The following is a 13,337-nucleotide window of genomic DNA, read 5'->3' on the forward strand; positions in this document are numbered from 1 at the left end:
TGAAGACCGCCGTGGGTCATTGCCGTTCGCGGCATGGTTTTTGTTCAAAGCGGCGATAATGTGCAGAGAATGTCCAAACCGTGACCGGCTTCAAATTGCTTCGCTGTTCAGTTGACTGGAGCAGTTACTGGCTTTTTTGCGACTGCTTGCGCACATCGCCGGGGGTTTTTCCTGTCCATGTGCGGTAGGCTTTGGTGAAGCTTGCCTGATCACTAAATCCAAGCTTTTCAGCAATGGATTCCAGTGGCACATTGGTGTCTCTCAAGTATAAGGTTGCGAAGCTTTCCCGAATTTCGTTTCTTACCTCACGAAATGAAGTACCTGCACTGGCAAGGTGTTGGCGCAGGGTGCGAGCACTTATGTCGAGGCGCCGGGCAATATTACTTGTCGTGCAAGGTCGGCCAGGCTGGCTCATGATCATTTCCCGAACCTGCATCAGTGTTTCATCGGCCTGTCCGGTTTGTTGTCCGGCTATTTTTCGTGTGCGGGCCAAAAGAAACTGAAGGCTTACGTTATCCTTCTGGCTAGGCTGCCCTTTCAATGTCATGGTTATCTGGTTATAGGGCGCGTCGAAGTGAAACTCGCAATCCGTAGCCAGTGACTGCCATGAGCTGGCATCACGCCGTGCCGGGAAAGCAAATTGGATGTCGAAATGCTCGCATACCTCCGCAGACACCCGGTGAATACTGCCCATGTACATTTTGGTTATACAGGGGTTGAGCTCACCAAGCCCCCATGTGTCGAGCAGGCGAATATTGAAGGTTGGTCCGGTAGAGTTAAGCTCCATATCCATCAAGGGCAGGCCAACACGCAGGTACTGGACAATCATGCTGATAAGTTGTCGCGGGTTATCCTGACCAAGTACGGCAAACCCAAGCAGACCGTGGCTGGGCAAATCCAGCTGTTGCCCGAACTGGAAGGCCGCTCTCTCGTCTTTCATCAGCCAGTCTGCTTTTCTCAGCACGGAGGTTATCTCCTGCATGCTGATACTTGCGTCTGGGTCATCCAGCATTGCGTCAGTAATATTGCTGTCGTTTAGAAGGGCTGCCCGTTTTACACCCCTGCGTTCCATAAATTCGATGAAGCGACGCGCATAGCGTGCAGAGATCAGGGGCACCTCAAGAGCCATACGATTTGAAATATCCATATTCCTATCCCTGATACGAGCGAAGCCCGTAAAATCGTCGTGTTTTGCTACTGGTTCGGGCGTGAATCGGTTACTTTCTTTATTTGCGTGCAGTATAGGCACGAAGCTATCGAGTCGATTTGGCAGCCCGTCACGAAATGGTCGCGATGGCCGAATATGACAAATGAAACATTTGTCAGGTTAAGCATATATAGCCGGAGGATGTTTGAAGAAACTAACACTAACAGTAGACAGATCCGCACATTCCGCCGTTCGTGAGGATGCCGCATGCACTGTGTGTGAGCAGGCTACTTTGGTTAGCTTTCGAGTTGTAGGTGACAAAAGCTACTTACGTTGCCCGCTCTGCGAGGCAACTTTAATGGCGCAGGAAAACTGGCTTTCAGCGGAAGAAGAACGGGCTGTGTACGGTCTTCACAACAATGATCCGGACGATGCGGGCTATAGAGCCTTTCTGGAAAAGCTAGCGCTGCCGATGATTGAACGCATCCCGCCGGGAGCGGTAGGGCTGGATTTTGGTTGCGGCCCCGGCCCGGCGCTTGCGAAAATATTTCGCGAATCTGCAATGGATGTGGCGCTGTACGACCCCTTCTTCTACCCGGAGCCGTCTGTTCTAAATCAACAGTACGACTTCATCACCTGCACGGAGGTAGTGGAGCATTTGCATCAGCCGGCAAAGGTATTTGTTCAGTTGGATAGCTTGTTAAAGCCAGGAGGATGGCTTGGCATAATGACGTGTTTTCAAACCTGCGATGCGCGGTTCGACAACTGGCATTACCGCCGAGACCCCACTCATGTTGTGTTTTATCGTGAAGCAACCTTGAGGCTTGTTGCAGAACGCATGGGCTGGGTTATGTCGGTGCCCTGTAAAGACGTGGCGATTTTTCACAAGCCCGTGTAAAAAAATGAGATGCTAATTAGTAATTCAGCTGGGTCAAAATGTCGAAAGCCCAGTGGCTTCCATCAACCTGTACCGCCAGTAACGCAGCGCTGAATCGTCGGCCCAATGCTCGTAAGGTAAGCTCATAATCGGATCAGAGCCGGGTCCAGACTGCCACTGGCGGTCAAAGAAGCTCTTGGCCTTTGTGGCTAGTACAGAATCTGATGCAACGGAGACCCACACATTGGTTTCTAGATTCAGGTCATCAAGATTGCGCCGAGTAAAGTTAGCGGAGCCTAGCAAAATCTCAGTAGGGCCGGTTGACGGGTGTAGCATCAACAGCTTGCTGTGGCATTGCTCGCCGGAGGTGTTGCACCAACGCACGGGGATGTCCGCTTTGTGCAACTCCAGTGCAACTTGCCGGTTGGGTATGCCGCTTTTTTGATGGCCAAATGCTTCGTTGTTGGCATCAAGCAGTACCCTCACTTTTGCACCGCGCTTATGGGCATCAAGCAGAGCAGTAACAATTTCCCGGTGTGACAGGTAGAAAAAGGCGAGATCAAGCTGGCTCCCGTTTTGAGCGCTGGAGATCATCTCTAGTGCCGTATCCCGAATCGCAGATTCTGTTTTCACTGCAATCGTCCCGGCCGCATTCTCGGCGATTGCCTGAGGCGGCATTTTCTGGTTGATCAGCTTGTTCAGTGCCGCGTTAGATTGGCGAGACATAGCCAGAACCGCCTGCTCACCTTTCAGAACATCTATAACCGCCGGGCCAGTAAAACTAATCGCAACGTTGCTATGTCTGCTGCTGCCATCATGCGGGTTGGCAGAGGTTATCAAGGCGCGCAGTGTATCTCCGTCGTCGGCAACCAGAACCTTGCGATGGTTGGCTTTGAAGTTGGGTAAGGCAAGGTAGCTGCGAATAGTAACGGGCTCTGTGCCTAGTGCATTTGGCAGCCAGCCACTTTCAGCATTGTTACCAAACCACTGGCAGCAGACCCGCCAGATTGCAGACCATGCAGGGTTGCTGTCCCGAAGCGGTCGCAGGTTGGTTTCTGTAACGGGGATGCCCGCTTGCCGAAGAGCCTGAAACCATGGCGATACAGAGCCACCGTAAAGAGTATTCAGTGGGTCAGAGATGACAACAATCTCCAACTCCGGCTGCTCTGTTTTCCGATTGACAAGCGCTTGGGTTAGTTGCTCCGAAAGGCGGCGGTGCTCCACACCTTCAGGGCTGCTGCTGTTGAAGAGAAACATATCGACCAGAACAAAGGATTGAGCCTGACCGATGAGGCGCAGGATTTCATCAAATATCTCGTGGTCGCGGGTTTCGGAGCCGTCGCTGTGGTGGATGGTGGTATCTATCAACAGCTTTGCATCACTGAGTGGGTGTGCGCCGCCGTTGTAACTGATGCCGGGCGGCAGGGGCTTGTAGCTGTGATAGATCCCCACGCCGACCAACGCCAGAACGATAACTGCGAACAATACCTTCAATGTCATAAACGGCTCTGTGTCGTTTTAGCCAGCATGGTTTTCTTTAACCAAATCAGAAAACCGTTTCAGCAGACCGGTAGCTTCCGGAGCATCGGTAACCGAGCTGATCATAGCTTGCGGATCGAACCCTTCACGCTCCAAATCTGGCGCCTGCACACCCAAGTAGGCTTTCATAACAGCGCTGGAAAACTCCGGATGGAATTGCACGCCCCACGCACACTTTCCTACACGGAATGCCTGATGTGGCTCGAACTCATTACGACCGAGCAAAACTGCACTCGTAGGCAGGCTCAATACGGACTGTTTATGAGTGAGCTGTGCGCTGAAGCTAGCAGGCATGTCGCGGAATAATGGGTCATCCTGAGCACTGGCGAGCAGCTTTATGCGTTTTGTCCCGCTCTCGCGGCCTTCTGGATGGTAACCAACTTCGCCACCCAAAGCATGTGCCAGAAGCTGGTGTCCGTAACACACCCCGAGTAAGGGGATGGTTTCAGCAACCACACGAGCCAGCCATTGAGCAGCGCTTTCGCTCCAAGGTTCGCGGTCGCTTACCATGGCCGGAGAGCCGGTTACCACAACACCGTCCCAGTCAGCTGGATTGGCGGGCAGCTCACCGGCCTCGGCATCAAATACGGTAATGTCTAACTCTGATGATAGGCCACGCAAGAACCACTGATCGAAATCACCAAACTCTTCTTTGATGCTCGGGTAGGTGCTACCGGTTTTAAGAACAGCCACTTGCGGCTTAGGTTGGCTCACTGTTCTGGCAATTCCGCATTGTGAAAAATGTTCTGCACATCGTCCAGCTCGTTCAGCATGTCGCAAAACTTCTCAAACATGGGGATGTCGTCACCTTCAACCGGCGTTGTGGTTTTCGGTAGGAATTGGATTTCATCTACCTCGAAGTCGATATCGGCAAAGGCTTCTGTCAGTGCTTGACGAGCCTTGGCGTATTCCGTGTTTGGTGTGAATACCGTGATCTGACCGTCTTCGTTTTCAATATCGGTAACGTCGACGTCGGCTTCCATCAGGGCTTCAAGCACGGCTTCGTCGTCTTCGCCTTTGAATACGAAGATGGCACTGTGGTCAAACATGTGGGCAACAGTGCCCGGTGTGCCGATTTTGCTTTTGGTTTTGGTAAAGGCCAGGCGTACGTCGCCAAAGGTGCGGTTAGGGTTATCGGTTAAGCAATCGACAATCACCATGCAGTTGCCGGGGCCGTAGCCTTCGTAGCGGGCCGGTGAGTAGTCTTCACCAGCGCCGCCCCGGGCTTTATCTATGGCTTTCTCAATGACGTGAGAGGGCACCTGATCTTTTTTTGCACGGTCAATCAGCCCGCGTAGTGATAGGTTTCCATCCGGGTCAGTTCCGCCGGACTTGGCGCTCATGTAGATTTCGCGCCCGTATTTACTGTAAACCTTGGTTTTGGCCTGTGCGGTTTTGGCCATGGATTCTTTGCGGTTCTGGTAGGCTCTGCCCATTTTTGCGATGCCTTCTACTTGCGGGTGAAAAGGCAAGATTTTACGCAAGAATCCTCGTTTGGGACAGGCCTATTTGGTTGACCTGTCCCGCAAGAGCTTAGATGTAGTCAACCGGCTCGCGATAGTTGTCCTGCGTCATCAGGTCGATACCACACTCCACACTGCTCACCCAATTCAAAAACTGGTCAACCATCACCGGGCCTTCAAAGCGTTTTCCGTGCTGGGGCACAATCATTGCCACATCCATTTCTCGGATCATGTTAGCCCACAGCCTACATACCTTGTTTGAGGCAATATAGCGCCGGTGGAATCCCATCATGTAAGGAATGTGGCGGTCAAAATCCTGAACTGGAAGGTGGTCGTCTGCAGCACCCATCGATGCCCCCAGATCTCCGGAGAAAAGGATTTTTGAGACAGGATCATAGAACTGCAAGTTGCCCACAGAGTGCATGAAGTGAGCAGGCAAACATTGTAGGTAAGATTCGCCAAACTTTACATTGGCGCCCGCATCCGGAATGCTAACGATGCGATCGTAAACGTTGCCGCTTAGTTGATTCGTAACGTAGCTCGATACCAAATGCGGGAGGAACCGCGCCCAGAGCTTTGATGTGACAATTTTTGCACTGGTATGAACAATCCAGCGATCAATGGCGCCAATAATGTCGGGGTCCTGATGCGACGCAAATACAAAGTCCATCTCCTTTATATTCATGTACTTGGACGCAGCAACCGCGAGCGGTGTGTAGGTGAGGTCGCCGCCGGGATCGATCAAAGCTTCGTGTTTGCCGTCAACAATCAAAAATTGATTGGACTGAACGCCTTCTCCGGTAACCAGAGAGTCAAACATTAGGCACTTGTGGTGCCCGTTATCAAACAGGACGATCGGCTCGTTTGCCATTTTGATCTCCGCAGTGATGAGGATCGGCCGGTAGGCCTTTTAGTTGAAAGTGGCGCGGAGAGTACAAAATTGACGGATAGCAACAATTGCCACAGGTCAATTATCTGATATCCATCAAGTAACGTTATGTATCGCTCGAAGCTGTGAATCAGGCTAGTTTGGGAACCTGCTTGATCCCGCGACGTATGGCGTGTTCCAGCCCAACACTGACCAGTTTCCCTGTGTAGGGCACAACATCGTCAAAGGTAATACGGTAGCGTACTCGGGTATGGCCTTCCGGGGTGTCTTCAAAGCGAATTCGACCCAAGTGATTGCGGATTGGACTTAAACTGGTGATGGTGTATTCAATCAGCATATCCGGTTCGAAACTGGTTACTGTTTCCTCCAACCCAATCGGGCCGATGCCAAGTTTGCGCACAGAGCCAAGGCCGTTGGGGTCTGCTTGATTGCTGTTCTTGATTCTCTTAACTGGCGCCCCGAGAAGCTTCCCAAAGCTGTTGTGATCAGCGAATAGCGCAAACACCTTGCTGCGCGGTACGTCGAAGGTTTCGTCAATTTCAAAAGTATGTGTAGCCATTTTTATGCTTCTTTTGTGTCTTTCCCTCCAAGACTAACGGTTTCGCTTCTGCAACAAAAGTCGTAGATGGAGACAGGTGAGTAACTGGCCTGTTGTGCTTTGTCGAAACTTTGTCTGTGTCTAGTTAATGCCGGGGCGTGTGCCGGTAATCCATGGGTGACTGCCCCATAACCTTTTTGAACAGCCGAGAGAAGTAGTAGGCATCGTCATAGCCCAGGCGGTGGCTTATTTCCGTAAAACTCAGGCTTGTGGCGTCCAGCATCTGGCAAGCACGCTCTACTTTTAGGTGAAGGAAATGCTGGATGGGAGAAGTGCCCGTTTGTTCACGGTAGCGGGTCGCAAAATGCGCGGGAGAAAGCCCTGCAAGATCGGCAAGCTGCTCAAGAGTAATGCGCTCATCGAGATGTTCGTGCATGTAGTTGTTGATGGTGTCCAGCTCGGCTTTTCGTTCTTGGCTTGTTTCATCAAAACTGATTGGAACCGCTGCCAATAGTTGCCTTAGACGATTGGCTGCGTGAATCAGGCCGCGCGCCCGAAAGCCCGTCTGACGAACAGACAGCAGGCCGTTAAAATCCACCAGCAGCCTAGGCTGCCTCCCCAAATGGCGGATGGGTGTTGAAGCGTCAAACCCCATGTATTCGTGAAACTCGTTGGCTAGTGGCCCGGTGTAGTGCACCCAGTGAATCGTCCAGGGGTTTTCCGGATCCGCTGTGTAACGGTGGCTGGCACCAGCTGGCAGTAGAAGAAGGTCTCCCGCCTCCATTGTATGAGGCTCTCCTTTCAAGTTTAGAAAAGCCCTACCTTCAGTGCAGTAAATCAAAAGATTGTCGCGATGATGCTCCCGATGCATGTGGTGGCCTGTGGCTCTGCGATAGTGGCCGAATGCCAGTGGATAGAGATCCCGAGTGAGTGGATGCTCAGACAAAAGCCTAATAATGGGAGCTGGTACCACGTAGCGAATGCTGTCTTTGGGTACTGGCCATAAGGACGTTTGTGTCATGCTGAATGCTTATGTTTTTTGTGGGTTGATCGAAAGATAGTCCATCAAGGTCGAAATTTAGTCAATCATCAAGTGCCAGTGGCCGTGCTAAGGTCTCAACATAGATTGCACTCTCATTGTCAAAGGCATCGTGCTTTTGGCGCGTTTTCCGCACAACAACAAACAGGGATACCCAGATGACAAACGTTCCGCTGTACCTAGCAGGTGAATTTGTTCAGAGCCAGACCAACGAATGGATTGATGTAACCAACCCGGCCACCAATGAAGTTATCGCCCGGACGCCTTGCGCCACCGCTGCCGAAATGCGTAAAGCCATTGACACCGCTGGCGAAATGTTCAAAACCTGGAAAGAAGTTCCGGTTTCTGACCGTGCCCGCGTGATGCTCCGTTATCAGGCGCTGCTGAAAGAGCACCACGACGAGATTGCGGAAATCCTGTCTCAGGAAACCGGCAAAACCTTTGATGACGCCAAAGGCGATGTTTGGCGCGGTATTGAAGTGGTTGAGCATGCAGCCAATGTTGCGTCCATGATGATGGGTGAAACGGTTGGAAACGTAGCGCGTTCGGTGGACACCCACTCTTGGATTCAGCCACTGGGTGTGTGTGCGGGCATTACGCCGTTCAACTTCCCGGCCATGATACCTCTGTGGATGTTCCCCATGGCCATTGCCTGCGGTAACACCTTTATTCTGAAGCCTTCCGAGCAGGACCCGCTGACTCCGATGCGCCTTGCCGAACTGTTTGAAGAAGCCGGTGCACCCAAGGGCGTTCTCCAGGTTGTTCACGGTGGCAAAGAGCAGGTCGATGTACTGCTTACGGATCCCGCCATCAAGGCTATCTCTTTCGTAGGCTCTGTGCCGGTTGGCCGTTATATTTACGAAACCGGCACTCGTCATATGAAGCGCGTTCAGAGCTTTGCTGGTGCTAAGAACCACATGGTTATCATGCCAGACGCAGATAAACAGCAGGTTCTTAATGCCCTTGTAGGTGCGTCTGTTGGCGCAGCTGGCCAGCGTTGTATGGCTATTTCGGTGGCCGTATTTGTGGGTGAGGCCCAAGCCTGGATTCCGGAACTGAAAGAGGCTATGGCAAAAGTTCGCCCCGGTGCCTGGAACGATTCCGGCGCCAGCTACGGCCCGGTGATTTCAGCCAAGGCTAAAGATCGTATTGAAGCGCTGATTGCCACCGGTGAAGCGCAGGGTGCAAACCTGCTTCTCGACGGTCGTGGCTGTACGGTTGATGGTTTGCCTGACGGCAACTGGGTTGGCCCAACCTTGTTCTCCGGTGTAACCACCGAGATGGATATCTACAATGAAGAAATTTTCGGCCCGGTGCTTGCCTGCATGGAAGAAGACAGCCTGGAAAATGCCATTGCTCTGATTAACAAGAGCCCATACGGTAACGGCGTATCCATCTTTACCAGCTCCGGTGGCGCTGCCCGCAAGTTCCAGCATGAAATCGAAGTAGGGCAGGTGGGTGTGAACATCCCCATTCCTGTGCCCCTGCCGTTCTTCTCGTTCACCGGTTGGAAAGGATCTTTCTACGGCGATCAACACGCTTACGGCAAGCAGGCTGTGCGCTTCTATACTGAAACCAAAACGGTCACATCCCGTTGGTTCTCCAGTGAGGCTGCATCATCGGAAGCTAACTTCTCTATCCAGCTACGTTAATTGCGTTGGCAGTGGGATTGTGCGGGCCGGAACCTGTTTCCGGCCCAATTTCAATTCTGCGTGACCAAGAGCTCTTTAGCCTGGTGATCCAGGTAAATGAGGAGAGAAACGATGGATTTTAACCTCACAGAAGACCAGCAGGCGTTCCGCGAAGCGGCCCGTGCCTTTGCTGAAAAATCCATGGCCCCCCATGCGGCCAAATGGGATGACGAGCACATCTTTCCGGTTGAGGTACTGAAAGAAGCCGGGGAGATGGGGTTTATGGGGATTTACACCCCGGAAGCACTGGGTGGCATGGGGCTGTCGCGGCTTGATACATCGGTCATCGTTGAGGAACTGGCATCAGCCTGCCCCTCAACGGCTGCCTTTATCACCATCCACAATATGGCAACCTGGATGGTGGCAAGCTTTGCGTCTGATGCGCTCAAGCAAGATGTGGTGCCAAAGTTGGCCAGTGGTGAGTGGTTAGCGTCTTATTGCCTTACGGAGCCCGGTGCTGGCTCCGATGCAGCAAGCCTGCGAACCAAGGCGGTTCGAGAGGGTGATAGCTACATCATCAATGGCAGTAAAATGTTTATCTCCGGCGCTGGCGAAACCGATATTCTTGTATTGATGGCCCGCACCGGTGCGGCGGATTCCGGTGCCAAGGGCATTTCCACATTCGTGATTCCTGCGGATGCGGAAGGCATTTCCTACGGCAAGAATGAAGAGAAAATGGGGTGGCATAGCCAGCCCACCCGCATGATTAGCCTTGAGAACGTTCGTGTTCCCGCAACCAGCCGCATTGGTGAAGAAGGTGACGGATTCGCCATTGCGATGAAAGGGCTTGATGGCGGTCGCCTCAATATCGCTACCTGCTCTTTAGGCGGCGCACAAGCTGCCTTGCTCAGAGCCCGCAACTATATGCATGAGCGGGCACAATTCGGTAAACCTTTGGCAGCCTTTCAGGCACTGCAGTTCAAACTGGCAGACATGGCAACCAATCTAGTGGCAGCCCGGCAGATGGTGCGCCTAGGTGCCTTCAAACTCGATAGCGGTGATACCGAAGCCACTTTGCACTGTGCCATGGCCAAGCGCTTCGCAACCGATGTTTGTTTTGATGTGGTGAACGACGCACTGCAACTGCACGGCGGCTACGGATATATCCGGGAGTATCCTCTGGAGCGTTACCTGCGCGACCTGCGTGTGCACCAAATTCTGGAGGGCACCAACGAAATCATGCGGTTAATTGTTGCCCGTCGCCTGCTGGATGATGGAGTGGCCGAGGCCATCCAATAACGCACAAAAATAACAGGAGAACCATGATGAGCGAACTGATTCAACTCGAAAAACGCGAACACATTGCAGTATTGACGATCAATAACCCACCGGCCAATACATGGACGGCGGATTCCCTAAATGCACTGACAAAAATCGTTCGTGAGCTTAACGAAGACACAAACATTTTTGCGCTGGTTCTGACCGGGCAGGGCGAGAAGTTCTTTTCTGCCGGGGCTGATCTTAAGACCTTTGCGGATGGCGACAAGGCCCGTGCTAACGAAATGGCTCAGCTGTTCGGGGCAGCCTTTGCCGCGCTGACAGCATTCCGGGGCGTATCCATCGCCGCGGTAAACGGTTACGCCATGGGCGGTGGCCTTGAATGCGCACTGGCCTGTGACATCCGCATTGCCGAAGAGCATGCCCAGATGGCACTGCCAGAAGCAACGGTCGGCTTGCTGCCTTGTGCTGGCGGCACCCAGAACCTGCCCTGGATTGTTGGAGAGGGTTGGGCCAAGCGTATGATTCTTTGCGGTGAGCGAGTCAAGGCTGACAAGGCACTGCAGATTGGTCTGGTTGAAGAGGTTGTGCCCACTGGCAAGAGCCTTGAGAAGGCACTGGAACTGGCAGAAATGGCATGCAAACAGAGCCCGTCTTCGGTTGCACGCTGCAAAACTCTGGTTATGAGTTCCCGTGATGGACGCAGCCATTCCGATAGCTGGCGCATGGAGCGTGAGTTGTTTGTTGAGCTGTTCTCCACCGAGGACCAGAAAGAAGGCGTGAATGCTTTTCTGGAAAAACGTAAACCGGAATGGAAAAACCGCTGAAACCCGAAACCTACCGGTTTAAGGATTTTTATGAGCAACCAACCGATTGTATTTGAAGAGTGGAAAACCGCTGACGGCGCGCTAATTGCCGTAGCTCGGCTGAATACGCCCAAGGCGCTCAACTCACTCTCTCTGGAGATGATTCGGATGCTGACGCCACAGCTCAAAAGCTGGGCTGAAGATGATCGCGTTCGTGCCGTTTGGATTGAGGCTGAGGGTGACAAGGCGTTTTGCGCAGGCGGCGACATAGTTGCGCTATACCGCAGCATGACCGAGCCCCAGAGCGGAAGCGGCACCAGCGTGGGTACCGCGTTTTTCACGGAAGAATACGAAATGGACTATCTAATCCATTCGTTTCCCAAGCCTGTGGTGTGTTGGGGGCATGGGATTGTTATGGGGGGCGGTATTGGCATCATGGCTGGCGCTTCACATAGGGTAGTTACGGAAGCATCCATGCTGGCCATGCCGGAGAGCAGTATCGGGCTGTACCCGGATGTAGCAGCAGGCTGGTTTTTGAACCGCACTCCCGGGCGCACAGGGTTGTTTTTGGGGCTAACCGGTGCCCGCATGAATGCGGCAGATGCACTGTTCATGGGCCTTGCAGATCGCTTTATCAAGCATGAAACAAAAGCTGCCGTAGTGGCTGATCTCACTGCCCATAACTGGCAGGGGGCAGACGCTTTTGCCGTAGTGAGCAGTGTGCTCAGGCAGCACGAAAACCAAAGCGCCGATGCCTTGCCAGAGTCTCCGGTGCGGGCGCATTTCGATACCATCAACCGCGTCACCGATGCCGACACATTGGCCGACATAGTGGCTCAAATGAAGGAGCTGGCTAGCGGTGAAGGCTGGCTGGCCAAGTCGACCAAGCCGTTGAGTGCCGCTTCGCCAACATCCTTGGCACTGTGCTGGCAGCACTTGCGCAATTGCCGACAGGATAGCCTTCGTGAGGTGCTCGACAAAGAGCTTACGTTGTCCAAAAACTGCCTTGGTAAAGGCGAGTTTGCCGAAGGCGTGCGTGCGCTTTTAATCGACAAAGATAAGCAACCCCGCTGGCGTTATACATCGCTGGAAGAAATGGACAGCGATTGGATCGACAGCTTTTTCGAGAGCTAGCCAAACAGGCCGCTTGAACATAAGCGGCCTAATCAACCGAATACAAAAACAAGGGGATGAATATGGCAAAGATTACCTTTATCGGCTTGGGCAACATGGGTGGCCCAATGGCTGGCAACCTTGTAAAAGCCGGGCACGACGTAACCGTGTTTGATCTATCAAAAGACGCCGTAGCCGCACTGGTTTCCGAAGGTGCAAAAACAGCAGATACAGCCCACGACGCAACCAAGGGTGCCGAGTGCGTAATTACCATGTTACCGGCTGGCAAACACGTTGAAGCGGTGTATCTGGGAGAAGATGGTTTGCTGACGGCTCTGCCCGAGGGCACGCTGGTAATTGACTCATCGACCATTTCTCCCGAGACCGCTCGAGGCGTGGCGGAGCAGGCAGAGGCAAAGCACATTCCGTTCCTCGATGCGCCGGTTTCCGGCGGTGTCGGTGGCGCCAAAGCGGGCACACTGAGCTTCATTTGCGGCGGCGACGAAGACACCTTCAACAAAGCAAAACCGATTCTGGAAAACATGGGCAAGAATATCTTCCATGCTGGCGACCACGGCGCAGGGCAAGTCGCTAAAATCTGCAATAACATGCTATTGGCCATCTTGATGGCAGGCACCAGTGAAGCCCTAGCTCTAGGCGTGAAAAACGGATTGGACCCTGCGGTTCTATCTGAAGTCATGAAGCAGAGCTCCGGCGGCAACTGGGCCTTGAATGTTTACAACCCATGGCCGGGCGTGATGGACGGAGTACCCGCATCACGGGATTACGAGGGCGGCTTTTTGGTCAACTTGATGAACAAAGATCTTGGTTTGGCCTTCGATAACGCCGTGAAAAATCAGGCCGCCATCCCCATGGGCTCTCTCGCCCGAAACCTGTTCACACTCCATGCCGAGCAAGGCAACGGAACTCTGGATTTCTCAAGCATCCAGCGTTTTTACAAGCCGGAGTAGCTTATACCGGGGCGCAGTTTTCTGTGCCCCGGAAAGTATGTTCAGG

13 protein-coding genes are annotated in these 13,337 nt (G+C 53.0%); 6 read left to right on the top strand and 7 right to left on the bottom strand.

Features of this window, described 5'->3' with window-relative positions; genetic code table 11:
• Positions 1-124: 124 nt before the first annotated feature.
• Positions 125-1,147, bottom strand: coding sequence for an AraC family transcriptional regulator (locus tag MWU62_RS07300; protein WP_247114220.1), 1,023 nt, complete (start codon positions 1,145-1,147; stop codon positions 125-127).
• A gap of 205 nt (positions 1,148-1,352) precedes the next feature.
• Here MWU62_RS07300 and MWU62_RS07305 point away from each other — a divergent pair, with 205 nt between their 5' ends.
• The gene (locus tag MWU62_RS07305; protein ID WP_348645631.1) at positions 1,353-2,045 is read left to right on the top strand and encodes a class I SAM-dependent methyltransferase; all 693 of its coding nucleotides are present in this window, start codon (positions 1,353-1,355) and stop codon (positions 2,043-2,045) included.
• 33 nt (positions 2,046-2,078) lie between these two features.
• Here MWU62_RS07305 and MWU62_RS07310 read toward each other — a convergent pair whose 3' ends face one another.
• The 6 genes from MWU62_RS07310 to MWU62_RS07335 form a co-directional block, all read right to left on the bottom strand.
• Positions 2,079-3,524 carry a phospholipase D family protein gene (locus tag MWU62_RS07310; RefSeq protein ID WP_247114221.1) on the bottom strand — a complete coding sequence of 482 codons (1,446 nt, stop codon included), beginning with the start codon at positions 3,522-3,524 and terminating at the stop codon, positions 2,079-2,081.
• A gap of 18 nt (positions 3,525-3,542) precedes the next feature.
• On the bottom strand, positions 3,543-4,277 hold the full coding sequence (locus MWU62_RS07315; RefSeq protein WP_247114222.1) for a glutamine amidotransferase: 735 nt from the start codon (positions 4,275-4,277) through the stop codon (positions 3,543-3,545).
• Positions 4,274-4,999: a YebC/PmpR family DNA-binding transcriptional regulator gene (locus MWU62_RS07320; RefSeq protein ID WP_247114456.1), complete on the bottom strand. Its 726-nt coding sequence runs from the start codon at positions 4,997-4,999 to the stop codon at positions 4,274-4,276. The genes MWU62_RS07315 and MWU62_RS07320 overlap by 4 nt, the downstream gene beginning before the upstream one ends.
• Positions 5,000-5,096: 97 nt before the next feature.
• Positions 5,097-5,897: an MBL fold metallo-hydrolase gene (locus MWU62_RS07325; protein WP_247114223.1), complete on the bottom strand. Its 801-nt coding sequence runs from the start codon at positions 5,895-5,897 to the stop codon at positions 5,097-5,099.
• 148 nt (positions 5,898-6,045) lie between these two features.
• On the bottom strand, positions 6,046-6,474 hold the full coding sequence (locus MWU62_RS07330; RefSeq protein WP_247114224.1) for an SRPBCC family protein: 429 nt from the start codon (positions 6,472-6,474) through the stop codon (positions 6,046-6,048).
• A 124-nt stretch (positions 6,475-6,598) separates the two neighbouring features.
• The gene (locus MWU62_RS07335) at positions 6,599-7,474 is read right to left on the bottom strand and encodes an AraC family transcriptional regulator (RefSeq protein WP_247114225.1); all 876 of its coding nucleotides are present in this window, start codon (positions 7,472-7,474) and stop codon (positions 6,599-6,601) included.
• Between the two features lie 176 nt (positions 7,475-7,650).
• On the opposite strand from MWU62_RS07335, the gene MWU62_RS07340 reads away from it, so the two are divergent.
• From MWU62_RS07340 to mmsB, 5 genes are all read left to right on the top strand, one after another.
• Complete coding sequence (locus tag MWU62_RS07340; RefSeq protein ID WP_247114226.1) at positions 7,651-9,144, top strand: CoA-acylating methylmalonate-semialdehyde dehydrogenase; 1,494 nt, start codon at positions 7,651-7,653, stop codon at positions 9,142-9,144.
• A gap of 111 nt (positions 9,145-9,255) precedes the next feature.
• Positions 9,256-10,422: an acyl-CoA dehydrogenase family protein gene (locus MWU62_RS07345; protein ID WP_247114227.1), complete on the top strand. Its 1,167-nt coding sequence runs from the start codon at positions 9,256-9,258 to the stop codon at positions 10,420-10,422.
• Positions 10,423-10,448: 26 nt separating this feature from the next.
• Positions 10,449-11,228, top strand: coding sequence for an enoyl-CoA hydratase (locus MWU62_RS07350; protein WP_247114457.1), 780 nt, complete (start codon positions 10,449-10,451; stop codon positions 11,226-11,228).
• A 30-nt stretch (positions 11,229-11,258) separates the two neighbouring features.
• Positions 11,259-12,341 (top strand): enoyl-CoA hydratase/isomerase family protein, encoded by a 1,083-nt coding sequence (locus MWU62_RS07355; protein ID WP_247114228.1) that lies wholly within the window; start codon positions 11,259-11,261, stop codon positions 12,339-12,341.
• Positions 12,342-12,403: 62 nt separating this feature from the next.
• A complete protein-coding gene (gene mmsB / locus MWU62_RS07360; RefSeq protein WP_247114229.1) occupies positions 12,404-13,291 on the top strand; it encodes a 3-hydroxyisobutyrate dehydrogenase in 888 nt (295 codons plus the stop codon).
• Positions 13,292-13,337: the final 46 nt, after the last annotated feature.

It is taken from the genome of Marinobacter sp. S6332 (genome assembly GCF_023016045.1).
Taxonomy (GTDB): domain Bacteria; phylum Pseudomonadota; class Gammaproteobacteria; order Pseudomonadales; family Oleiphilaceae; genus Marinobacter.

Excerpts from the sequence above, each read along its gene's own strand:
- MWU62_RS07355 (WP_247114228.1), top strand. The coding sequence starts at position 11,259 with ATGAGCAACCAACCGATTGTATTTGAAGAGTGGAAAACCGCTGACGGC.
- MWU62_RS07350 (WP_247114457.1), top strand. The coding sequence starts at position 10,449 with ATGAGCGAACTGATTCAACTCGAAAAACGCGAACACATTGCAGTATTG.
- MWU62_RS07310 (WP_247114221.1), bottom strand. The coding sequence starts at position 3,524 with ATGACATTGAAGGTATTGTTCGCAGTTATCGTTCTGGCGTTGGTCGGC.
- MWU62_RS07345 (WP_247114227.1), top strand. The coding sequence starts at position 9,256 with ATGGATTTTAACCTCACAGAAGACCAGCAGGCGTTCCGCGAAGCGGCC.
- MWU62_RS07330 (WP_247114224.1), bottom strand. The coding sequence starts at position 6,474 with ATGGCTACACATACTTTTGAAATTGACGAAACCTTCGACGTACCGCGC.
- MWU62_RS07340 (WP_247114226.1), top strand. The coding sequence starts at position 7,651 with ATGACAAACGTTCCGCTGTACCTAGCAGGTGAATTTGTTCAGAGCCAG.
- mmsB (WP_247114229.1), top strand. The coding sequence starts at position 12,404 with ATGGCAAAGATTACCTTTATCGGCTTGGGCAACATGGGTGGCCCAATG.
- MWU62_RS07320 (WP_247114456.1), bottom strand. The coding sequence starts at position 4,999 with ATGGGCAGAGCCTACCAGAACCGCAAAGAATCCATGGCCAAAACCGCA.
- MWU62_RS07300 (WP_247114220.1), bottom strand. The coding sequence starts at position 1,147 with ATGGATATTTCAAATCGTATGGCTCTTGAGGTGCCCCTGATCTCTGCA.
- MWU62_RS07325 (WP_247114223.1), bottom strand. The coding sequence starts at position 5,897 with ATGGCAAACGAGCCGATCGTCCTGTTTGATAACGGGCACCACAAGTGC.
- MWU62_RS07335 (WP_247114225.1), bottom strand. The coding sequence starts at position 7,474 with ATGACACAAACGTCCTTATGGCCAGTACCCAAAGACAGCATTCGCTAC.